Source organism: Bacillus cereus group sp. BfR-BA-01523, assembly GCF_022662615.1.
Lineage (GTDB): Bacteria > Bacillota > Bacilli > Bacillales > Bacillaceae_G > Bacillus_A > Bacillus_A mycoides.
Genome location: NZ_JAKUDX010000001.1, coordinates 289980 through 312369 on the forward strand (window position 1 = coordinate 289980; position 22390 = coordinate 312369).

The following is a 22390-nucleotide window of genomic DNA, read 5'->3' on the forward strand; positions in this document are numbered from 1 at the left end:
TGCATTACTATATGTCATACAGTATATGTTTTATACTATGTATCGTACAGTATAGTTGTGACAAAAACAATCTATTTTTATAAAAATCAGAAAATAAGAACACAAACTATATAATTTGTGTTCTTATTTTCTTGCAGCTTACTAACAAACTTAAATACCATTAATACTTTTAACTATGTACCTCTGGTAATATAAACTCTCCTTTTTCTTTAGAAAATGGGACAACCTCTACAATCGCCTCAACATTAATTACTCCATATACATGCGGGTATTCTTGACCGTTAGAAGCAAGTTCATATTTTATTTTTGCTTTTACTAGGGATGGATCAATTGTAAGTAATAATACATCTTCTTCATGACTGAAATGTGTTTCCGCAACTTTTAAAGCTTGGTCTAATAATGAACAATGAATGAACCCCTCTTCTTTAAGTGAGGCTTCATTAATCTCTCTAGTTGTTTTTGCGATTTCCCAATTTCTTTTTGTTATTACTTTTGTAATCATATCCATTCCCCCTATATCTTTATATAGAAAAAAAGAGGTTTTTCTGTTTATTACTAGAAAATCCTCTTTTTACGTTTATTTTAATTCCTTAATTAAAGGTGACGCTTCCCCACTATGGAAAATCCATAAATCATGAAGCGATCTCGTACATCCGACATACAATAATTTCGCATCATGTTTTGTATTTTTGTAATGTTCCTCATCAACGTCGATTAGAAGTACGGCATCAAATTCTAAACCTTTCGCCAAATATACAGGTACTACCGAAATACCACCTTCATATTTGCTTTGATCTGCTTCAATGACATTAACAGTCAACCCTGCATTTGTTAACTTCTCATATATATCACGGCATTCATCGTCTGTTCTTCCAATTACCGCGATTGTTTTCACATCTTCAGTTTGCAAATGCTGTAATGTCTTTAAAACTTCAGTAAATTGTTCCTCTGCCCGAATTACTTTCACGTCTTCACCGCTACGAAAAACTGGTGTTGCGAGTCCTACAGGAATCTCTGCATTTTTTATTATTTCATTCGCAAATTCAATAATTTCTTTTGTAGAACGATAGCTTCTCGTCAGTTCATAATAACCTGTTTCTTGGAATACTTCCTTAAAAGCACCCCAGTCTTCAATTCCTTGGTAATCATAAATTGCTTGAGATAAATCACCTAATATAGTGAAAGAATTACCTAGTGTAATTTTTTTTAATACATATACTTGGAATGGCGAGAAATCTTGCGCTTCATCAATAACGACGTGATGGAACTTTTGTCCAATTTCAATTCCTGTTATGCGATGTTGTATGTAAATTAAAGCTGGTAAGTCTTCTACATACACTTCTTTTTTACGACAATTCTTTTCTGTTTCTTGAACAAGTTCTTCAGGTAATACTTCGAGTATTTCTTTACTCTTTATCATTGAATTATATAGTGAAAGCGGGCTCATTTTCGGCCAAAAATTCATATATGTGTTCAATCTCTTTGTCGCTTCTTTTTTTAGTAATTTTTTCTCGTTTGTTTCTCCAAACTTTTTAAGCTCAATTTCAATCCAGCGCTTCATACGGCCGACTAAACGTTCTCTTCTTTTCTTTAATGGATAATGTTTATATTCAACCTGCATCCATTTTTTAACGTCTTCCACTGGAATAACAGCTTTATCCCATGCCTCAAAATCTTTTGTTGGCACTAAATCTTTTTCAAATTGAATCATTCTTTCTTCAATAAACGACTTAAATTCCAGCGTGCCTTTCAATTTACCTAGCATAACCTTTTTTTCATCGCGATTAATTGAGAAAGCTTCTTTCAATTTTTCTTCTGTCTGCTTCAGTTTCACTGAACCCTCTAACAGACGCAATGCCCAATCTGGAAACGTTGTTTGACTAATATTTCCTACCCCTAACTCAGGAAGTACACTTGAAATATAGTCTAAAAACAAACTGTTTGGAGCGAATACGATCATTCTCTCCGCTTCAAGCTGTTCACGATATTCATAAATTAAAAAAGCAAGGCGATGTAAAGCGATCGTTGTTTTTCCGCTCCCTGCAACCCCTTGAATTAATAATGGTAAGTTTCTTTCCGCACGTATAATATCATTTTGCTCCGATTGTATAGTCGAAACGATATCTTTCAATTTGTTATCTTTATTCTCACCTAATCGATATAGAAGAAAATCATCAGCATGTGAGACATCTTCATTTCCTTTCACATATGTATCAACAACACGTTCTAGTTCTCTCTTTCGAATCGAAATGTTTCGTTTTAAATAAACATCGCCTTCTACTAATCCGTCTGGTGAATGATAAAATGCTAATTCTTCACCACCGGTAAATGAATAAAACATACTTGCGACAGGTGCACGCCAATCAATTACAATTGGTTTCATCGTATCTTTATCCGAAACACCTACTTTACCGATGTAAATCGGCATTACGTCTTCCTTGCCATCTTCCTGAAAGTCTAATCTTCCAAAATACGGCTCATGTACACCAATACGTAAGCTTTGTCTATTAGACTCCCTCATACTTTCAAGAATTTGCTCTTTAAAATCTTCTCCATAATAAACCGGGATTTTTTCAAGCTGTTCTAATTGATCATCCATCGTACTTAAAGTATCTTTCATTTTTTGTAACTCTTCGTCAAAAATGTTGTTCATTTGATGATTCCCTCCTGTCCGTTCCAATTTTTTCAGTCGAAATATAATTGTATTAAAAATCCATTCATAAAGTCAATAGTTTTAGTAAGAATTTTCTAAATTAAAAAAGAGTAGAGATTAATCCCTACTCTTCCTTACTTTAATTCGATATGCCAAACATTCATTTAATGTTGCCAATTCTTTATATTTTCGTTTTTCAAAATCATATGCTCCCCCAGGGAAGAATCCCATAATACTTAAACCAGCTTCAGCACATAGATTGCTAATCTCATCTACCGTATAACATCGTAAAGACTGTGTTACTACATCATTTGGATAATTAGGGTCCCACCAATGATCTAACATTCTTTCATTTATACTATCATATTCGTATTTTCGCATAGCTGCACTTAAGGACATTTCTTGTCCACTTACTTTTTTCCAATACAATGGTTGATAAATATCAATAAGTGCACATCCTTCATCCAATCTTTAATCCGTTTTAATAGAATCAATTGCTCATCATCTGTTCCTACACCAAATCCGTCTAAATAACTAACAACATCAAGCTTTTCTTCAAAGTTAATTTTATAAAAATCAGCGCAATGAATATCTATATTATTAGTAGAATGTTCTTTTGCAAACATAACTAACTCTGGTACAAGTTCAACCGTAGTCATTTTCACTTGTAACCTAGACATCGCCCTTGCAAATCTACCATTTCCTGCTCCTAGTTCTAACATCGCTTGAAATGGATGACCAACTTGTTCTTGAACTTCTTTAGCAACCTGCTCTAGCCAGCTTTCTGTATTGATATCGTAATTCGACAGTTCGAATTGTTTTTGGTAAAATCCCTTCACATTTAATTCGTTCATTATTATTCTCCTCCTGCAATAGATTTTTCTACTACAGGTGAGAAACTAAATTTCTGACACCCATAAAAAAAACCATTCTTATTTCTCTACATTTACAATTTATCAAAATAATAAGAATTTTAAAAGTACCAATATAAAAAGCAGATAATGGTCGATTCCACTATCTGCTCTATAGCTGCTTTTATTTTCCTTGTTGATACTCCACCCAATCACCAGAAATGATAACTTTCTTTAGCATCTCTTTATCTTGAGCAATATACACAAATGCACGTATTTCTCTATCACCTAAATAAATCGTTTCGGTGATTCGGTCATATAAATCACTCTCTGCATTACCTGTGTATTCTTCAAGTTCATCTAACTTTTGCAGAACATCATCATTTACTTCATAAACTTCTCCGTATAATTTGTCCTCATTTGAACAAATCATCGCAGGATACCCTTCATATGTATCAAATAATTTACCATACGTCCATGCTTCGTCTGCGATGCATATTGCACCTTGCATAATATGAGCATTCGTTTGCTCTTTTCTTAACGTGCCATACACGAAAACGTGATGCATAAATCCCTATCCCCTTTATATGTCTCTACTTTCTAATTTGTAAATAAGCACGAATCATAAAGTAACTCACTTCATTTGGAAGTTGGTCCTTAATCGATTTCAGACCACCCTCTGCATTTTGCACGGCAGTTTCAATCAGTGATTCATATTCTGCAGGAACAAAACTGTTCCAGTCTACTTCCATTCCATCTTCAAAGCAGCGAATTAAATGATTTTCAATTGTTTGTCTTGATAAGCTACGTTCTTTCGCAATTTCATCTAGATCAATGCCTTGTTTATACATTTCATACGTTTCTAAATGAGAATTCGCTGACGCTTTTCCTGATTTTTTACTCTCTGAAACAACTTCAGTCTTAATTGTTTCCGCATAGTTTGGGTTATCCTCAATAAAGTGCTGAACTGCTTGTAAGAAGTGAGACCCGTACTTCACAAGTTTGTGTTCTCCGATTCCTTTTACAGTTAGGAGTTCGGAGTCACTTTGTGGCATTTTCGCACACATATCTTTTAACGTTTGGTCAGAGAAAATAACGAACGGTGGTACACCTTCTCCTTGTGCAATTTCTTTACGCACTTCACGAAGCACTTCAAATAAAGGATGGTCTTGAACAATTTGTCTCGTTTCTACTCGTTCTTTGCGTAAAACATTCTCTTTACCAAGTAATACTTCTTTTCCTTTTTCCGTTACTTTTAATGTTGGATACGTACCATGTTCAACTGCAATTAACTCATCTGAAATTAAAAACTCAATAAACTCACTGACTTCTTTCACACTACGGTTTGATAAAAGCCCGTACGTTGGCAAAGTATGAAAATTAAATTCAATGACTTTCTTATTTTTAGATCCAGTTAATACTTGTGCAATCATTTGCTTTCCGAATCGTTGGTTCGTCCTAATCATACAAGATAGTACCATTTGGGATTCTCTCGTCACATCGATACTTTCACGGTCGTCCGTACAATTACCGCAGCGACCACAATCTTCCTTCGGCTCTTCTCCGAAGTATTGCAAAATAAATGATTGTAAACATTGTTCTGTATGACAGTAATCGGTCATATTTTGGAGTTTTTCAAGTTCATTTGAAAAACGTGATTCTCCAGTTGATTGATCGATTAAAAAGCGTTGTACTTGCACATCTTGAGAAGAATATAACAAAATACATTCACTATCTAATCCATCACGACCAGCACGTCCTGCTTCTTGATAGTAACTTTCCATATTTTTTGGAAGTTGATAATGGATAACGTAACGTATATTCGATTTATCTATACCCATTCCAAATGCAGATGTTGCCACCATAACACTTATTTCATCTCGTAAAAAGAGTTCTTGCTGTTCATTTCGATCATGGTCGCTCATACCAGCATGATATTTCGATACAGAAACTCCTGCTTTCCCTAAATCTTCATATAACTGATCGACAACTTTTCTTGTAGCTGCATATATAATCCCAGATTCCTTCTGATTTTGACGAATATAATCCGCTAAATAAGCATTACGATCCTGTCCTTTAATGACAGAGAATGATAAGTTCTCGCGCTCAAACGTTGTCATAATCGTGTTTTCTTGATTAATTCCAAGCGTGTTGCAAATATCTTCACGAACTTGTGGTGTTGCCGTAGCAGTTAACGCTAATACGAGCGGCTTTTCTGGAAGATAATCTAATATGCGATGTATATGTAAATAACTAGGACGGAAATCATGTCCCCACTGCGAAATACAGTGCGCCTCATCAATTGCAATCATCGGGATTTTCATATCGATAAGTTGATCAACAAATTCCATTGAATCAAGACGCTCAGGCGCCACATAAAGTAACTTATAATGGCCTTGTTTCGCTAATTGAATTCGTTGATTTGCTTCTGTAATAGAAATAGAACTATTAATATAAGTAGCTGAAATACCGTTTTGTACTAATGTATCTACTTGGTCTTTCATAAGTGAAATCAAAGGTGAAATAACTAATGTCGTTCCTTCGAATACTAATGCGGGAATTTGATAACAAATTGACTTACCACCACCCGTAGGCATAATACAGACTGTATCTTTCCCATCTAATACATTTTTAATTGTTTCATCTTGTCCTCTTCGGAATGACGAATAACCGAAATAAGACGCTAAAAGTTCTTGTGCTTTTGTAAACAAAAAAGAGTCACCTGCTTTTCTTTATCTTTCATCTATTCCCATTATATCATCAAACTGATTCTCGCCACTTTGAATTTTATAAGTATTTGAGTTCTATTTGCTTCCTACGTTTTCCAACATAAAAAAACAAATCTAGTACACAAGAAGAAAGAATTTCAAAATAAATATTCATTTAATTTACCTTCCTAGAATACTACTAATCGTATACATATGAATTTGAGGAGGTTAAATTATGAAGAGTCGTTACAATAATTCCAACAAACCTAAAGCATCAAATAAACAACTCCAATTCTCTAATAATGATGCGTGGAAATATGAATCATTTTATAAGTATCAGCCCATATTTTCTTATAGCAAGCTTATGAATTTCCTTTCTCAACTTTTTAAACGTTAATACATGTGCCAAATATATATCATTCAAACAAATTTTCTCAACATATAACTTATAGACTTACTACAATACAGTTGTTACCATATATAATAATCTGTTAGATAAACCCCTTATGTTGACCTGCTTAAATTAGCAGGTCTTTTTTTATACTTGCATATCGCAATATATCGTAGCCTGGTTGAAAAGTCTTTTCTCCATTTTAGAACCCTATTCCGCTCTCCACAAATGATTATAATTCCAAAAAGCAAAATATAAATCCGCTACATTCATACAAGCAATTCATTTTTTCTCAATACACAAAGTGAATTTCATTTGTTACTATAAAAGTACTCTAGATGAGTTTTTGCTCATCAACATTATCTAGTTAAAGGGGTCTGCCGCGGGAAGCAGACCCCTTTAACTTTATTAAAAAGTACCCTTCTTATTTGGACACATTTACCAGGTTTTTTTGAAAGAATTTTATGTTAATATTACGTAGTCGAGTCCGACATCTCGGCAATACCCTTTTGAGGTCCTGTAATTTCCCTTGCAGGACCTCTATTATTTTAAAATTCTTTTGATTTATATATATCATAAGTATATTTTTTATTCCCCTTCAACTTTCTCCTTTTCCAACTCTCAAAAAAACTCTTGGACACGTAACTTAAAAATAACGTTTATCATATTGTGAGATATACATGTTCAAAGGAGTGTAACTATTTATGTATACTTATTGGCAATCGTATTACTCCCCTTATCATATCACTAATGGAAACTTCGATTCATTTGTAAGAAATTACCCAGTTAGTAAAAACGAAAACTTTCTAAAAGGATATATGCGTTCTTTATGGGAACAACACGTTGCTTGGACACGATTAGCCATTATAGGCATCATCTTTAACTTGCCCGACGTAAACGTTACCGTTGGACGTCTTCTACAAAATGCAACACACATGGGGCTATCACTTGAACCATTCTACGGAGAAAATGCAGTAAAAAAATATAGTGCATTAATTAAAGACCACTTAACAATCGCTGCTGATCTTGTTAAAGCCGCAAAAGCTGGTGATCAAAACGCAGCGGCCGCTATAGAAAAGAAATGGTACGCTAATGGAGACGAAATTGTTGAGTTTCTAACTAGTATCAATCCATATATAGAAAAAGAAGAATTTAGAAAAATGTTTTATGAGCATTTAGCGTTAACGAAAGCGGAAGCACTTGCTTTCCTAAATAAAGATTATGATGCCAGTGTAAAACTATACGATAAAATTGAAAAAGAAGCATTAGAAATGGCCGACATGATAACAAACGCAATCGTAAAACAATTTCCGCAAGTATTTCAATAAAAATAAGCCGATTTGAAAAAACAAATCGGCTTATTTAGTTTTCTATCAATGATATTTCACCACTCCTCTTTACATTTAACGTATATCGATATATTTTATTAATATCCGTTTTTTATAGGAGGAAATAGTTTGATTAACGCAATTGGTCTCGTATTTATTCTCACAAATAAGCACGAGAAAAAGAAGAAAGTTTATCTGAATGAAAAATTCGCATTAATAGACATTATTGATTCTAAAGAAGTATTTGATGATGAAGGTAACTCATTAGTAGAACTAACATGTAAATACAGCATATACTTAGACGAAAAATACTATTGTAAATCTCTCGATGATTATACTGGACAAGTATTCCCCTTCTTAAGCGCAAAAATAGGAAAGGGACTTCTTAGAAACTTAAATTATTACTTTTCTTACGTTGATGCCTATGATAAAAAACCACCTGTTAAAGAAATAAGACCGCTTATGAAACAAGTAACTAACAGATAGCGGACAGTATTCAAAAAGAAAGCACCTAACTTCAGATGCTTTCTTTTTTTGAATCAGTAACTCTCTAACTTTCATATCCTTCTAAATATATATACCCAAGCATACTTTAAAATAAAAACATTGGAGGATTAGGCTGAATGAAATATTCAGAATCAATCGTAAGTAAACGGCTTCGAAAACTTAAAACAACTGGTATGTTTTTTATACTATTTTTAATCGCATGGCTTGGATATACAAAATTCCTTTATGGAAATGGTTTTCTTCTAGAAAAGAAAAATTCAGTTGAAGTAATGAATACTAGCGTTACTGGAGAAATAGAAAAGAATTTCGATGTAAACTTACAAGGTTTTCGTAAAACGAACCTTGATACACTTATAGATGCTAGTAAAACCGATCTTAGCGAACTATCCTTAATTGAACTTATCAACACATCTTGTTCTAAAGATTGCATTGGCGAACCTTTAACTTACGTTAAATCAAACCACGGATATATCTTTTATAAGGAATCTAATGGTACTAATGTAGCTTTAAAGATTATAAAACAAGATTCATGGGAAATTGAAAAAAAATCTGTTCAAGATGGAATTTAAAAGATTTATACACAAAAAGAGTACTTACTTCAAAGTACTCTTTTTAAAATATTACCACTTACGACATTTATCATCATCGTCGTCACGTTTACGATTGCGACGGCAATCATCACAATCACAGTCACGTTTACGTCTACAACCACAATCATCACAATCTCTGCGTCTACATCTTCCAAACATTAAATCATCCCAAAATCTATTACAATCTCTGCGTCTACAACCACAATTATTACACATGAATATGACTCTCCCCTAATATAAAATAGAATTCATCATATTCTATGTTTAAAAAGGTAAAAATGCTTGTTTACTAGTCTATTTTAAATGTATTAATTTGGCATAATTTGAATCTATATTACTAATTTATCCCTATACTTCCTTCTGCGCTTCCACAGCCCCCTTCAATCTCTGCAACATATACCCAATTCCTTTACACCCTTCTAATGGATATGTAATGATTTCTTCTGGATATAGCTTCGTCACTACTTTTTTATGCTTCTTTCCCGCAAGTAAGACGATCTCTTCAAACTGAAGTAAATCTTTATCAACCATCTGTTGTTTTAATTGTTCTATGCTAATAATCTCATTACTCTTTGAATCAAATGCAAGATCATAGTTTTCTTGTACGATATCATTTGGTCTTAAGAATCCATGCTTTGCTGATAATATAACCCAATTCTCGAAAAACTCAGTTGCATACGCCTGACATGCTTTTCCGAATGGACTAATATATACATCTTTTGCCTCTGCCTCTCCGTAATCTGAGTACTTATCCCAAATTTTCTTCTTTCCGCATGGAATAATGCATAATCTTTTCATTGTTATTTCTTACCTCGCTTCTAACTTTTTAAATATAAAAATAGAGAATTCTCCACTTCTTCATACTCAGCTTCTATGTCTCCAATTCCCACAACGTTCCAACTATTATTTTTTTCTACCGGTTTTTCATTCATAATGATATGAACTTGTTTCATATTTTTATAATCTTCTTCAAAAGATGCTAAAACAGGCTGATTTAGCATATATGTTTTATTATGTATACTTACACTTACAAAGGTTTTATGTAATGCTTTATTTCCCTTTAAATTTACGTTCATTGGATTAAACATATTTAATTTTATATCCCCTATAATATACAGGTGATATCCTTTTTTCTCATTAAATTCTTTAAAATCCTTGTCTCTTTCGTTTTGAACAAAATGAATCATTTGCTTTGTTTCATTACTTATTGTAATTTCATTGTTTAAATCCAAATCCACATTTATATTTTGTTTTAAAAAAGCATATAGCGATTTATCACTATTAAAGAAGCTCGTTTTCCACTCAGGAAGGATTTCATCTAATAATAAACATAAAAACATTCCTGAGCTATAGCAACTCTTTCTTATGTTACAATTAGCTTCATATGCATCTAAAATTAATCTACTATATTTTCGTAATGTTTCACTTTCATCATTATTACATACTGTATTGTAAGCATTCATTTCAACATACCAAGCAGGCCCTTCTATACTTTCAACCATACACTCGTATGTTACAAACTCTTCTTTCATAAAATTAGCCCTTTGCTCTCTTAGTTCAATAAATTGCTTAATATAGTTATTCTTCTCAGCTTGTGACTTACAATGAACAGCATCATATAAACAAATTCGTTCTTTATTTCGTAATTCAATATTTTCTTCTAATATAGGATATTGAAATCCTAGAGATTCATTTGGAAATCTACTTTCACCATTCAAATATTGATAACAATGAAAAAGTTCATGCACTACAATCGCAAATAAACTTTCATAATCTCTATACCTATTCATATTGACGATGGCAGTTGGATAATCTTTGAATATGATGAATGTATCTCCTTTAAATTGTTCATTCCAATTTAAAACGGTATACCCATCATCATCCTCTGTCATAAATAATGGATGATGAAATACATACACATACTCATCATCATACAATGCAAAAGCAGCCCTCTTAAAATCAGACCATAGCTTATACAATAACTCCATATTTATATCTTGCTTCATTCTATTTAATATATTGTCCATTATACAAATCCCCCCTATATCATTCTTTATATATATCATCTACCCTATTTTCAAATAACCATTTCATTTACATAATTACAAAAATATATATCTTGTACATATTTTTCCAAATACAAACTTATCATGTATTATATAAATATAGTCATAACATTGGTATTAAAAGGAGGTGAACAATTATGAAAAATATAATCCCAGCATTATTAGCTTATATTATTGTTTGTATCATCGCAATTATCATTCCAGCATCTGACGGCTATAATAATGTAGGATGGAAATTATTCGTTGGGCAAGCGTACGCAATACCTATTTTCATTATTGCTGCTATTGTTACATTTTATATAAACAAGAAACGATCTTATGAATAAAGAGGATAGCGAATGCTATCCTTATTTTAATTCACTTATAAACTTCAACACAGCTCCAGCAGTACTTTGTACCATTTCTTGCGAAAAATCAAATGCAACACCTGTATTTTCATAAATTTCCTGTATGGAAACGTTCCAATCCGCACTCGTTCCCTCTTTAAAGAAAGTAATCGCTTTTTCTTGATTCTCCCGATATATTTGAAATAATTGTAGTGCTCCTAATTGTGCAATTGCATATTCAATTTTGTAAAAAGGATACTGAATATAATGGAACGATTCTATCCAACTCGCACCAAGCCCTTCCTCATAGCCTGTAATATCGATTGACGAAAATTTATACCTTTTACATAATTCAAGATATTTCTCATCCCGTTCTTCTGATGAATGATTTGGATTGGTATAGAGCCAATGCTGAAATAGATCCCCTGAAACTGGCGTAATTAATAAAGACAAAGCTCGATGCAGCTGTTCTCGTTGTGCCTTCTTATATTCATTCTCTTCCTTATAAAAAATGTTAAGTTTATCCATTAGTAATAGCTCGAGACTATGAGAATACAACTCAGCTACTTCTTCACGAAGATATTTTTCTTGCATACTACTTTCATTGTTAAACTGTTTATTGAAATGAAGTGCATGACCCACTTCATGTATGAGTGCATTAATTGCGTTAAATGATGGACTAAAATTAGAATAAATAAAAACCTCTTGGTTATAAGGTAAGGTAAAACAAGCAGCCCCCGGCGCCTTATTTTCCCGTTCTTCTACGTCAATTAATCCTGATTTCCTTATATGAATAAATTCCTCATGAAAATATGAATCTGTCTTTCTTAACATCTCTTCAATCCCATCCAATAAATCATTGGAATTTTGAAATGAAACTTTCTGCAATGTACAAGGAGCAAGATCCCATGGAAGATACGCTTTTACACCAAGATCCTTTTTAAAAAGATTCCCTAATCGTTTCCATACGGGTACAACCAGCTTCTCTATAGATTCATGAAGCGTATAACAGTCTTCAATACTATATTCTCTGTTTTTTAGCTTAAAAATATATTCGCTATAATTGTTAAACCCTGCATTTAGGGCCATTTGATTCCGTAATTGTACAAGTTCATTCATAATACAATCTATTTCTGGTTTTACTACACTTCGTGCTTCACATAAAGCATGCCATGCCTTTTCACGAATGCTTCTATTTGGGTTATCCAACTCTGCTTTAACGTATGCGTACGTCCTTATTTCGTTGTTCCAATTGATTGTTATGTTAGACATAATTTCTCTATACTTCGTTATAAAACCCTCCTCCTTAACGGCAAGAGAAATATTCTTTTCATTAAATAATTCGCTGTTCACCAATCTTACTTTTTTCATGTATCCGTATTTTCGTTCATCCAATAGCTTTGAAAACGGACAATCACTAAATTTCCGATCAAATTTTGCATTGTATTTTTTTAAAAGTGGTTGAATACTATTTTGGTTATATTTATGTAGATTACGTATTGTACTGTCTTTCGTATCTCTATACACAGCAATTAATTGACTCGTTAACACCTCTTCTACTTCAGCAGTTAAACGCTGTTCCTTTATTAGCCATTCCTCTAATTCAGCAACAGAAGAAATATTTTGATTTAAAAGTGATTGGAATTTGTTTTCCAACGTTTCCAAGTCATAACATTTCCTATTTCCATCCCTTTTTAACGTCTTTGAACCATTAAACATACGCAAACCTCCTTGTTTAAAATTATAATTTTCTGTCATTTTATAAAAGAAAAAAACAAGCAGCCAATCTGACTACTTGTCCTTTCTTTTATCCATACTCAATAATATTAAGCTTGGAATGTTTCTGTTAATACTGGTACGATTTGTTTTTTACGAGATACAACACCTTTTAAAGTAGCTGTGTTGTTTTGTAATGTTACGTTGTAAGCTTTCTCAACAACGTTTGTTGCTTTACCAATCGCAAGACCAACAGAATCGTTAGTTAAGATATCAGTTACAACGAATAAGAATAGGTCCAAACCTTTTTCTTCTACTACTGTAGTGATAACTTTTTCAAGTTCTGCTTGGTGTACAAGAACGTCGTTTGTATCAACAGCGTTTACTTGTGCGATTTCAACTTTCGCGTTACCCATTTGGAATTCTTTAGCGTCAAGAGAGATTAATTGCTCCATTGTTTTTCCGCTTAAATCAGCACCAGCTTTTAACATTTCTAAGCCGTAGCTATCTGCATCTACACCAGCGATTTCCGCTAATTCACGAGCTGCTGCTACGTCTTGTTCTGTGCAAGTTGGAGATTTGAATAGTAAAGAATCTGAAATGATTGCAGATAACATTAAACCAGCAACTTCTTTACGAATTGTAACGCCATTTTCTTTGTACATTTTGTTTAAGATTGTAGCTGTACATCCAACTGGCTCACAACGGTAGTATATAGGATCGCTTGTTTCAAAGTTAGCAATACGGTGATGGTCAATAACTTCTAACACACGAACAGATTCGATATCGTTAGCACTTTGTTGACGCTCGTTATGGTCAACTAAAATAACGTTGTCCACTTCGTTTGCTACTGTCTCAACAAAACGCGGTCCTTCTACTTTAAAAGAGTCTAACGCAAATTGAGTTTCACCGCTGATTTCGCCTAAACGTACAGGCTCAGCATTCATTCCTAATTCTTTTTTCAATTCTGCATAAGCAATCGCAGAACAAATTGCATCTGTATCTGGGTTTTTATGCCCGAAAACTAGTACTTTTTCCATGTTTTCCACCTCTTCATGAAAAGGATATCTTAAAGAAGCAAATATGACAATATTTTAGACACATTTTTTTATAAATAATTGCAGTTTCTTCTATATTTTTCATAAAAAAAACATCTAAAATGAATTAGATGATCAAAATGTATATTTAATTTAAAATAGTGTAGGAACTTGCACTACATTGTTAAAAGCAAAATTGGAATTTAAACCATTATTCACAAGGTTCACATCAATAACTTGATAAAACGCATTTCCAGTGTCCGCAATCTCCCAAACAGCTAAAATAAGATGGTAGCCACTACGGTCAGTTGGTACATTTGCTTCATGCGTTACTGTTGTCCCCGGTCTAACTCCGCCATCATTTTTTACATAGAACGGCACTAAATCTAAACTAGACCTTGTTAAAGGCATATTTGGATTCCAATCCTTCTTTGTAATGTAGTATTTCCATTCTTTCGTACTATGAGGAGCGGTTAGTTTCCACTTGAATGTATTCATCCCGCCGTTTAACGTAACCTTCTTCCACCTATCAACTGCTTGAACGTCTAAAGCAGGAAAATGGCCAGCTCCTGCGATTTGTCCATCAGAAGGTCCTAATTGCGGAAAACCCCCTATTCCTTCTACACTTTGTGGTTCATATTGAACTGGACCGCAATTTACATTTACCCCTTGCTTACATAAATAAGATCGGCTCGCTGGTGATTCTACATACCCATGAGCTGAAGCCTTTTCTGAAAATCCAAATGTTAATAACCCCGTAAGTAATATCCCACCACTTAACATAATCTTTTTCATCTTTTGTAAACTTGTCTTTTTCATTCTTTCATCCCCTTCCCAAAAATGAAACGAAAATAACTATAGTTGCCTAGTCATCTTCTCTACAACCATTATAAGTGGAAGGGCATTACTAAAAGAACCCTCTAAAAACTTTCTCAAATTCTTTTAGCTACAAAAATATCAATTCTTCACGCATTTTAATTACCAGTTATCAAATCTATTATTTATTTTGTCGTTTTACTGTCAACTACTTATAACACCGTCTGAAAATACAAACGGCGTTAAAGTAGTTAATAATTACTTACAATTATATATCACAGTGTAGCTTCGAAAAAAGTTTGATTACATTAACTCTATAAACCTAGATAAAATAATACAAAGAAAAAGTGTGTTTTGAAAAAGATTGATCTAAACATGCTTTAAATATACTCAATTAAACCATTCGTTTATAAATAAATTACGAAATTGGCAAAGGTAGTCTAGTTATCAAATAGCCCTCTCCCTCTCAGATTTGCGGAAACTGGCTCCTTTCCTATCTCACGTGCCCATATAGATAACTGGCCGATATGGTGGATTTCATGGACAATGACATGACGTATTATCTCTCCGTGTGTACATTCAATGACTCGGCGCCTGATTGGGGCGTCTCTAGAGCTAATCGGTTCTTCATTGAAATCAGTTTCTGAAAGTTTCCGAGAATCCATTTCATTTGTCCAAGAGGTCACAAATGGCTTCACTTCCTCGTGGTATTGATCCGAAAGATTTTTCACTTTTTGCAAGCTAGCATAATCTTCAAACAATGGCTCCTCAGGAACTGGCTCACCTCGCAAACCTAAGATCCACATATATTCCACATCTACAATGTGAAATAAAGTATGTAGGGTACTGCCGAACCCACCGACCCGTTTCTTTAATAGTTCTTCATCCGGCATGTCTTCGCACAATGTAAACCATTCATCACGAACTTACCAGTTATATTGAAACAGTTTCAACATCACAGCAACCTCCATCTTTTAGATTAACATTTAATATTCACCAAAATACTTCAAAATCCCTATTTAAATAATAACTCTAAAAAACCTGTTAAAACCTTATACAAATTGGCCCTCAAATTGAACATTTAATATGAAGTTAATGAATGAAAAGAAAACCCCTATTATACAGGGGTTTATCAATCTTTTTACAAATCAATACTCAGACCTAATAACAAATTTGTGGTTTAAAAATATCCCTCTTTTCAAATAAAAAACTAAATCATTTTATAATAAATTACCGTTGCATCTAACTCACCATTCGGAGAAATTGCATATTCAGGTATTTTTCCAACTTCTTGATAGTCTAATGATTTATACAATCTATTGGAAGGGTCTCCTTCTCTCGTATCTAGTACTAAAAGAGACCGTTTTTCTTGTTTTGCTCGCTCCTCTGCTTTTTGCATGAGTAAACGTCCAATACCATTACGTCTAAAGTTTGGATGAGTCATTAACTTGCAAATTTCAGCTCTATGTATCCCATTAGGCTTTGTAACTAAATGTAATTGAATACTCCCTGCCACTTCATTGTTTATTTTAGCAACATACAATATCACTTCTGGTGCTAATACAGTTTGCCAATAATTTGTTGCTTCTTTTTGTTCCAGTGGAGGTAAAAAACCAATTGACGCCTCATCATTTACTACAGTTTTCAACAGTTCAGAAAGCTCTTCAATGTCTTCATCAAGTCGTTTAATTTCTTCTATTACTATACTTCGCATTCCTTTTCCCCCTTTTGTTTCATTGTAACAATTTTTAAAGCAGGAATAATGAAATACTAAGATGAAATTATTAAATATATGATTTTTTAGAGAAAGGATACCTATATGAAGTATATATTAGATAGGAAATATGCAAGAGAATTACTCCAGTGGGCATATGAGCAAAACCCAGGTCCGTGGTTCCATCATTCACGTAATGTTGCCCTTGCAACTGAAAAGATAGTTGTTGAACTTATTAATAATGGGTACGGCCTAGATGCTGATATAGCATACAACGCTGCCCTCCTGCATGACATAGGAAGATATAAAGGTTTTACTAAATCTGTTATTCATTCCTATGATGGTTATATGTATATGAATGATTTAGGGTATACAGGAAACGCCATTATATGTGTGACGCATTCATTTCCTTGCAAAAATGAGCATTTAGATATCGCGGCAGAGTGGAGCATTGTTCCTGATTATATGGAAAGCCGATTAATTGAAATATTGAATGAAAACAGTGACTACGACCTATACAATAAGGTGATTACCCTTTGTGACGCACTTGCTGATGCGGATGGATTTACTACTGTTGAAAAAAGATTGATTTCAGTTGGTTTACATCATGGCACAACCTCTCATACTTCTTTACATTGGAAGGGATTCTATGCAATTAAGAAAGAATTAGAATCTTTAATTGGTAAGAGCATATACACACTTCTCCCTAATATAGAGATATCGATTTATAAAAATATAGAATATTAAAATAAACATAACTTAAAAACGCTAAAATTTGTATGTATGATTCTAAAAAACTCTTTCAAAATTGGAGGGAATAATTATTAGTAAAATGGGATTTGACTTGATAGAACATAAAGGTAACTTTGATTTTGGATATGAAGATATTGCGGGTATATCTCGGAAATGCAAATTTTCTAATTGTTCGCATACAAATGAACCACACTGTGCAGTAAAAAAAGCTATCTCTGACGGCATACTTTCTGAAGAAATATTTAATAGTTATTATAGAGATTTAAACGAGCTACAATATGTTTCTAAACAGAGTAATAAAACAAAAGCTATCGATTATATGAAACAATTGAAACTCTTTCAAAAAAATTAGGCTAAACTAAAAAGCCCTCCTTAAAATAATATTTTCAAGGAGGGCTTTTTCTTGTTTAATGACTTTGATGTTTCAATTCCACCAGACATTCTTGTACTAAGGTTACTGCCTGACTCATTGCAGCTCCCCCAGCAAACGCGGCTGAAACACCACAAGCTTCTAAAATTTCTTTATCAGAACATCCTTGGTCGATACAGCCCTTCGTATGATAAATCGTACAATATTCGTCTTGTGTTGCTAAACTAATCCCTAATGCAATGAGCTGCTTTTCTCTTTTAGTTAATGTACCCTCCTGAAAACATGCTTGTGTAAAAGCGTTATATGTTTCTGCAATTTCAGGGATTTGTTGCGTAAAATTCCCTATACCTTCTTTATAATCAAGTAATACATCATTTATAGAGCCATATTGTTGATTTTCCATCGTATATCCTCCATTCATTTTATTCACACTTACTTTAGTATGAGATAAAATGAAGGACATATACAAATATTCACTTTAAAAAATAGAATGAATTTTCAGTTTATTTTACTTTTAAATTTGGACATCTACAGTTTCAGCCCATTATCTACTGACACTTTTTCTTTAGAATTTTTCCTTTCAACCTCTTTACTTCTTTCTTCCCAAAATGTTAAACCTTCAATTCCCACATTTTTAGGATCAAACACTGGATCTTTCCCTTCTTTTTTCTGCGTTTCATAGTCTTTTAACACTTTTAATGCCGTTTTACTTAATAATAGAATCGCGATTAAGTTTAACCATGCCATACTACCGATTCCTAAATCTCCAAGGTTCCATAATAGCGACGCTGATTCTACGCTACCGATGTAAACCATAATTAAAAACCCAATTTTCAAAACTGGTTTTAACCAGCTATATTTGAGGTCACGATCTAAATAAGTGAGTGTCGTTTCAGCGATATAGTAGTACGCGAGTAAAGTTGTAAATGCAAAAAAGAAGATTGCGATTGAAATAAATATTGGACCAAATCCTGTCATAACAGTTTCAACTGCTTGTTGTGTATAGATTGGACCTGCATCTACATTTCCCATATTCTTTACAATAGCGCTTTTCCCTTCAGGTATTACATTATACATACCTGTTATTAATATCATAAGAGCTGTCGCTGTACATACTACAATTGTATCAATATATACAGAAAACGCTTGAACTAGCCCTTGTTTTGCAGGATGAGATACTTCAGCAGCAGCGGAGCTATATGTCGCTTCCCCAACACCAGCGACGTTTGAAAATACAGCACGCTTTACTCCCCATGCAATAGCTGCGCCGACGATGCCGCCAAACATTTCATTTACACCAAAAGCACTTGAGAAAATTAAAGCAAACATACTTGGAATTTCCGTTACATTCGCAATTAATACGATACATGTAACAATTACATAACCAATTGCCATAAATGGAACTAGCATTTGAGAAACGCCCGCAATTCTCTTTACGCCACCAAAAATGATAGCTGCTAATAATACGACTAACAATATACCAGTTATATATTTGCTAATACCATTAGAATTTTCAAATCCAACTGCGATACTACTCGATTGAATACCTGGTAATAAAACGCCATACGATAGTGTTACAACGACCGCTACAATGACCGCAAACCATTTCATCTTCAAGCCTTTCTCAATGAAATATGGCGTACCACCACGGTATTCATTGCCTACTTTACTTTTATATACTTGTGCTAATGTTGATTCAACAAATGCACTAGCTGCTCCTAATAATGCCATCACCCACATCCAAAATACAGCTCCAGGTCCGCCGAAAGCGATAGCTGTCGCTACTCCTGCGATATTACCAATTCCAACCCTACCTGATAACGCCAAACAAAATGCTTGAAAGGATGATATCCCAGTCTCCGAGCTCTTCCCTTCAAATAATAGTTTAATCATCTCCTTAAAATAGCGAATTTGTAAAAAACGAGTTGCAATTGTGAAATACACTCCTGCTCCTAATGCGAAAACAACTAAACCAATACTCCAAACTTGCCCTACTAACCATTCTACTAACTGCTCCATCCAAATCCCCCTTATAATTCTTTTGAAAAAGCAATTTTATATATAAGAAAACGGACAACTATTATTAAACCTTCCAGTTGTCCGCATCTCTCATTATTTCATCCCTCTATTTATTAACAGTTAGACTCTCTATTACTTTATATTTACCCAAACACTTTTCACTTCTGTATAGTTATCAAGGGCGTATGAACCTAATTCACGTCCGATACCAGATTGCTTATATCCACCAAATGGTGCAGCTGCATTTTCTAAGTTATAATCATTAATCCACACTGTTCCTGCCTTTAATTTATTGGCAACTTGATGTCCGGTTTTAATATTTTGTGTCCATACGCCCGCAGCAAGTCCGTAAGACGAGCGATTTGCTCTTTCAATTACTTCTTCTGTCGAATCGAACGGGAGTACAACGACAACTGGTCCGAAAATTTCTTCCTTAACGATTGTCATATCGTCTGTAACATTTGTGAATACTGTTGGCTGTACAAAATAACCTTTTTCAAATGCACGTTTACCACCAGCTGCAACAGTAGCACCTTCAGCTTTTCCTTGTTCAATGTAATTTAGCACACGCTCTTGTTGTTTTTTAGATACGAGCGGTCCCATTTCAGTTTCCGCCTCCATACCTGCCCCTAGCTTCACGTCATTCGCCATTTTTACAAGTTCATTTACGACTATTTCATAATGCTTCCGATGAACGAAAACTCGAGATCCTGCGCTACAATTTTGACCATGATTATACATAATGCCTTGGAACGCACCGTTAATCGCTTCTTCTAAGTCAGCATCTTCTAAAATGATGTTTGGTGACTTACCACCAAGTTCTAACGTTACATGTTTAATTGTTTCTGCAGATTGACGCATAATATATTTCCCTGTAACTGTTGAACCTGTGAAAGCTACTTTATCAATATCATGATGGTTTACAATTGCCGATCCTGCTTCAGGACCGAAACCTGGTACAAAGTTTACGACACCATTTGGAAAACCAGCTTCTTTAAAAAGCTTCGCTGTATATAGTAAAGATAAAGGTGTTTGCTCTGCTGGTTTTAATACAATCGTACAACCCGTCGCAAGAGCGGCTCCCATTTTCCAAGAAGACATAACGAGCGGAAAATTCCACGGGATAATTTGACCTACAACGCCAACCGGTTCATGGCGTGTGTAATTTAAATAATCTTTTGAAATTGGAATGGTTTGCCCAATAATTTTTGTAGCCCATCCCGCGTAATAGCGGTAATTTTCTACAGTCGCTGAAATATCATCATCAAGTGCTACTTGATATGGTTTTCCATTATCTAAAGCTTCCAGCTGTGCCAATTCTTCTCTATGCTCTTCAATTAAATCTGCTAATTTATAAATAAGATGTGCTCTTTCAGCAGTAGTCATCTCTGCCCACGGGCCTGATTCAAAAGCAAATCTTGCCGCTTTTACTGCGATATCAACATCTTCTTCTTGTGCTTCACATACGACCGCTAAAACGTCTTCTGTCGCTGGATTATATGTTTCAAATGTCTTCCCACTAATAGAAGGAACAAATTCGCCATTAATGAACATTTTAATTTCTTCATTTAAAAACGCTTTCACTTTTGGTTTCAGCTCAATGTTTGTCGTTAACATATATACTCTCCTCCTTATTTAAACAGCTGCATGAGCTGCAATTTCTGATAAAATCGTTTGAAGCTTTTGATCTTCTTCTTCAGTTAATCCGAGTCTCGGATAACGTGAAGGTCCCCCGACTTGCCCATGTAATTCCATTGAGCGTTTAACGATTTGTACATATTTCCCTGACCCTTCAAGGAACTCGCAAAGAGGTAAAATAGCATCGTTTATTTCCCATGCTTTTTCTAATTCACCATTTTGAAAATGCTCATACATTTTCGTAACGAGACCTGGAACGATATTTCCTGCTACTGAAACCCATCCCGAGGCACCAACTAAATAAGATTCCATAACTAAATCTTCAGATCCGCAGAAGACTTGGAAAGCACCTTCGCCTTGTCTTACTAAATCTCTCGCTTTTCGAATATCTCCGCTAGATTCTTTAATATGTGTAACATTTTCACATTCTTTTCCAATACGGAGCATTAACTCTGTACTCATATCAACACCAGAAGTAAATGGGTTATTGTATAGCATAATTGGTATATTTACAGCGTTTGAGATTTCTTTAAAATGAAAATAAATCTCCTCTTCCTTCGGTTTACAATAGTAAGAGTTTATAATTAATGCACAATCCGCTCCGTGCGCTTCTGCATGTTTCGTATATTCAATCGTTTCTTTCGTCGTCTCCGCAGCAGTTCCAACAATAACTGGAATACGGCCATCAACTTCTTTTAATACTGTTTCTACCATGTTAAATCGTTCTTCTTTTGATAAACTAACAAATTCTCCCGTACTTCCATTAATAATAATTCCAGCTACTTTTTTCTCAATAAAGTAGTTTACGTTTTGTTTTACACCTTTCCAATCAATCTCTTGAAACTCATCCATTGGTGTTATTAATACTGGAAATGCCCCTTTAATATTTTGCATCTTTATCTCTCCC

At 34.0% G+C, this 22390-nt stretch carries 21 protein-coding genes and 2 pseudogenes; 6 read left to right on the forward strand and 17 right to left on the reverse strand.

What is annotated here, in order from left to right; genetic code table 11:
* Positions 1–169: 169 nt before the first annotated feature.
* The 5 genes and pseudogenes from MR066_RS01450 to recQ all read right to left on the reverse strand — a co-directional run bounded on the left by MR066_RS01450 (position 170) and on the right by recQ (position 6215).
* Positions 170–502: a DUF952 domain-containing protein gene (locus MR066_RS01450; RefSeq protein ID WP_061690285.1), complete on the reverse strand. Its 333-nt coding sequence runs from the start codon at positions 500–502 to the stop codon at positions 170–172.
* 75 nt (positions 503–577) lie between these two features.
* Entirely contained in the window at positions 578–2653 is a 2076-nt protein-coding gene (locus MR066_RS01455) for a HelD family protein (RefSeq protein ID WP_242245712.1), read from the reverse strand.
* Between the two features lie 117 nt (positions 2654–2770).
* Positions 2771–3507, reverse strand: a pseudogene (locus tag MR066_RS01460) (class I SAM-dependent methyltransferase).
* A gap of 181 nt (positions 3508–3688) precedes the next feature.
* The gene (locus tag MR066_RS01465) at positions 3689–4072 is read right to left on the reverse strand and encodes a gamma-glutamylcyclotransferase family protein (RefSeq protein ID WP_242245714.1); all 384 of its coding nucleotides are present in this window, start codon (positions 4070–4072) and stop codon (positions 3689–3691) included.
* A gap of 25 nt (positions 4073–4097) precedes the next feature.
* Positions 4098–6215 carry a DNA helicase RecQ gene (gene recQ / locus MR066_RS01470; RefSeq protein ID WP_002013002.1) on the reverse strand — a complete coding sequence of 706 codons (2118 nt, stop codon included), beginning with the start codon at positions 6213–6215 and terminating at the stop codon, positions 4098–4100.
* A 1092-nt stretch (positions 6216–7307) separates the two neighbouring features.
* Here recQ and MR066_RS01475 point away from each other — a divergent pair.
* From MR066_RS01475 to MR066_RS01485, 3 genes are all read left to right on the forward strand, one after another.
* Positions 7308–7931 carry an acetylglutamate kinase gene (locus tag MR066_RS01475; RefSeq protein WP_242245715.1) on the forward strand — a complete coding sequence of 208 codons (624 nt, stop codon included), beginning with the start codon at positions 7308–7310 and terminating at the stop codon, positions 7929–7931.
* Positions 7932–8060: 129 nt separating this feature from the next.
* Positions 8061–8417 (forward strand): hypothetical protein, encoded by a 357-nt coding sequence (locus MR066_RS01480; protein ID WP_000606233.1) that lies wholly within the window; start codon positions 8061–8063, stop codon positions 8415–8417.
* 137 nt (positions 8418–8554) lie between these two features.
* The gene (locus MR066_RS01485; protein ID WP_002142080.1) at positions 8555–9007 is read left to right on the forward strand and encodes a hypothetical protein; all 453 of its coding nucleotides are present in this window, start codon (positions 8555–8557) and stop codon (positions 9005–9007) included.
* Between the two features lie 51 nt (positions 9008–9058).
* Here MR066_RS01485 and MR066_RS01490 read toward each other — a convergent pair whose 3' ends face one another.
* From MR066_RS01490 to MR066_RS01500, 3 genes are all read right to left on the reverse strand, one after another.
* Entirely contained in the window at positions 9059–9244 is a 186-nt protein-coding gene (locus MR066_RS01490; RefSeq protein ID WP_002085081.1) for a hypothetical protein, read from the reverse strand.
* A 132-nt stretch (positions 9245–9376) separates the two neighbouring features.
* The gene (locus MR066_RS01495) at positions 9377–9826 is read right to left on the reverse strand and encodes a DUF6884 domain-containing protein (RefSeq protein WP_016101265.1); all 450 of its coding nucleotides are present in this window, start codon (positions 9824–9826) and stop codon (positions 9377–9379) included.
* 20 nt (positions 9827–9846) lie between these two features.
* Positions 9847–11055, reverse strand: coding sequence for a peptide ABC transporter permease (locus tag MR066_RS01500; RefSeq protein WP_242245716.1), 1209 nt, complete (start codon positions 11053–11055; stop codon positions 9847–9849).
* Positions 11056–11231: 176 nt separating this feature from the next.
* Here MR066_RS01500 and MR066_RS01505 point away from each other — a divergent pair, with 176 nt between their 5' ends.
* Entirely contained in the window at positions 11232–11420 is a 189-nt protein-coding gene (locus tag MR066_RS01505; RefSeq protein WP_016101263.1) for a DUF4017 family protein, read from the forward strand.
* A 21-nt stretch (positions 11421–11441) separates the two neighbouring features.
* On the opposite strand, the gene MR066_RS01510 is transcribed toward MR066_RS01505, so the two are convergent.
* From MR066_RS01510 to MR066_RS01530, 5 genes and pseudogenes are all read right to left on the reverse strand, one after another.
* Complete coding sequence (locus tag MR066_RS01510) at positions 11442–13139, reverse strand: M3 family oligoendopeptidase (protein WP_242245717.1); 1698 nt, start codon at positions 13137–13139, stop codon at positions 11442–11444.
* Positions 13140–13246: 107 nt separating this feature from the next.
* Entirely contained in the window at positions 13247–14176 is a 930-nt protein-coding gene (ppaC, locus tag MR066_RS01515; protein WP_002032629.1) for a manganese-dependent inorganic pyrophosphatase, read from the reverse strand.
* Positions 14177–14326: 150 nt separating this feature from the next.
* Positions 14327–14992, reverse strand: coding sequence for a lytic polysaccharide monooxygenase (locus tag MR066_RS01520; RefSeq protein ID WP_215586416.1), 666 nt, complete (start codon positions 14990–14992; stop codon positions 14327–14329).
* Between the two features lie 437 nt (positions 14993–15429).
* Positions 15430–15945 (reverse strand): annotated as a pseudogene (locus tag MR066_RS01525) (DinB family protein).
* Between the two features lie 254 nt (positions 15946–16199).
* Entirely contained in the window at positions 16200–16703 is a 504-nt protein-coding gene (locus MR066_RS01530; protein WP_002065767.1) for a GNAT family N-acetyltransferase, read from the reverse strand.
* A gap of 105 nt (positions 16704–16808) precedes the next feature.
* Between MR066_RS01530 and MR066_RS01535 the strand changes: the two genes are divergently transcribed.
* Together MR066_RS01535 and MR066_RS01540 are read left to right on the forward strand one after the other, a co-directional pair.
* Complete coding sequence (locus MR066_RS01535; RefSeq protein WP_242245719.1) at positions 16809–17450, forward strand: HD domain-containing protein; 642 nt, start codon at positions 16809–16811, stop codon at positions 17448–17450.
* A gap of 85 nt (positions 17451–17535) precedes the next feature.
* On the forward strand, positions 17536–17808 hold the full coding sequence (locus MR066_RS01540) for a hypothetical protein (RefSeq protein ID WP_242245720.1): 273 nt from the start codon (positions 17536–17538) through the stop codon (positions 17806–17808).
* A 55-nt stretch (positions 17809–17863) separates the two neighbouring features.
* On the opposite strand, the gene MR066_RS01545 is transcribed toward MR066_RS01540, so the two are convergent.
* From MR066_RS01545 to dapA, 4 genes are all read right to left on the reverse strand, one after another.
* Positions 17864–18229: a carboxymuconolactone decarboxylase family protein gene (locus MR066_RS01545; protein WP_002085063.1), complete on the reverse strand. Its 366-nt coding sequence runs from the start codon at positions 18227–18229 to the stop codon at positions 17864–17866.
* 125 nt (positions 18230–18354) lie between these two features.
* On the reverse strand, positions 18355–19845 hold the full coding sequence (locus MR066_RS01550) for an alanine/glycine:cation symporter family protein (protein ID WP_002085061.1): 1491 nt from the start codon (positions 19843–19845) through the stop codon (positions 18355–18357).
* Between the two features lie 132 nt (positions 19846–19977).
* Positions 19978–21462: an aldehyde dehydrogenase family protein gene (locus tag MR066_RS01555; protein ID WP_242245721.1), complete on the reverse strand. Its 1485-nt coding sequence runs from the start codon at positions 21460–21462 to the stop codon at positions 19978–19980.
* An 18-nt stretch (positions 21463–21480) separates the two neighbouring features.
* Positions 21481–22377, reverse strand: a complete 897-nt coding sequence (gene dapA / locus MR066_RS01560) for a 4-hydroxy-tetrahydrodipicolinate synthase (RefSeq protein ID WP_088008671.1) — start codon at positions 22375–22377, stop codon at positions 21481–21483.
* Positions 22378–22390: the final 13 nt, after the last annotated feature.

Excerpts from the sequence above, each read along its gene's own strand:
- MR066_RS01530 (WP_002065767.1), bottom strand. The coding sequence starts at position 16,703 with ATGCGAAGTATAGTAATAGAAGAAATTAAACGACTTGATGAAGACATT.
- MR066_RS01500 (WP_242245716.1), bottom strand. The coding sequence starts at position 11,055 with ATGGACAATATATTAAATAGAATGAAGCAAGATATAAATATGGAGTTA.
- MR066_RS01545 (WP_002085063.1), bottom strand. The coding sequence starts at position 18,229 with ATGGAAAATCAACAATATGGCTCTATAAATGATGTATTACTTGATTAT.
- MR066_RS01475 (WP_242245715.1), top strand. The coding sequence starts at position 7,308 with ATGTATACTTATTGGCAATCGTATTACTCCCCTTATCATATCACTAAT.
- MR066_RS01485 (WP_002142080.1), top strand. The coding sequence starts at position 8,555 with ATGAAATATTCAGAATCAATCGTAAGTAAACGGCTTCGAAAACTTAAA.
- MR066_RS01490 (WP_002085081.1), bottom strand. The coding sequence starts at position 9,244 with ATGTGTAATAATTGTGGTTGTAGACGCAGAGATTGTAATAGATTTTGG.
- ppaC (WP_002032629.1), bottom strand. The coding sequence starts at position 14,176 with ATGGAAAAAGTACTAGTTTTCGGGCATAAAAACCCAGATACAGATGCA.
- MR066_RS01540 (WP_242245720.1), top strand. The coding sequence starts at position 17,536 with ATGGGATTTGACTTGATAGAACATAAAGGTAACTTTGATTTTGGATAT.
- dapA (WP_088008671.1), bottom strand. The coding sequence starts at position 22,377 with ATGCAAAATATTAAAGGGGCATTTCCAGTATTAATAACACCAATGGAT.
- MR066_RS01535 (WP_242245719.1), top strand. The coding sequence starts at position 16,809 with ATGAAGTATATATTAGATAGGAAATATGCAAGAGAATTACTCCAGTGG.
- MR066_RS01550 (WP_002085061.1), bottom strand. The coding sequence starts at position 19,845 with ATGGAGCAGTTAGTAGAATGGTTAGTAGGGCAAGTTTGGAGTATTGGT.
- MR066_RS01465 (WP_242245714.1), bottom strand. The coding sequence starts at position 4,072 with ATGCATCACGTTTTCGTGTATGGCACGTTAAGAAAAGAGCAAACGAAT.
- MR066_RS01520 (WP_215586416.1), bottom strand. The coding sequence starts at position 14,992 with ATGAAAAAGACAAGTTTACAAAAGATGAAAAAGATTATGTTAAGTGGT.
- MR066_RS01450 (WP_061690285.1), bottom strand. The coding sequence starts at position 502 with ATGATTACAAAAGTAATAACAAAAAGAAATTGGGAAATCGCAAAAACA.
- MR066_RS01495 (WP_016101265.1), bottom strand. The coding sequence starts at position 9,826 with ATGAAAAGATTATGCATTATTCCATGCGGAAAGAAGAAAATTTGGGAT.
- MR066_RS01510 (WP_242245717.1), bottom strand. The coding sequence starts at position 13,139 with ATGTTTAATGGTTCAAAGACGTTAAAAAGGGATGGAAATAGGAAATGT.
- MR066_RS01455 (WP_242245712.1), bottom strand. The coding sequence starts at position 2,653 with ATGAACAACATTTTTGACGAAGAGTTACAAAAAATGAAAGATACTTTA.
- MR066_RS01505 (WP_016101263.1), top strand. The coding sequence starts at position 11,232 with ATGAAAAATATAATCCCAGCATTATTAGCTTATATTATTGTTTGTATC.
- MR066_RS01555 (WP_242245721.1), bottom strand. The coding sequence starts at position 21,462 with ATGTTAACGACAAACATTGAGCTGAAACCAAAAGTGAAAGCGTTTTTA.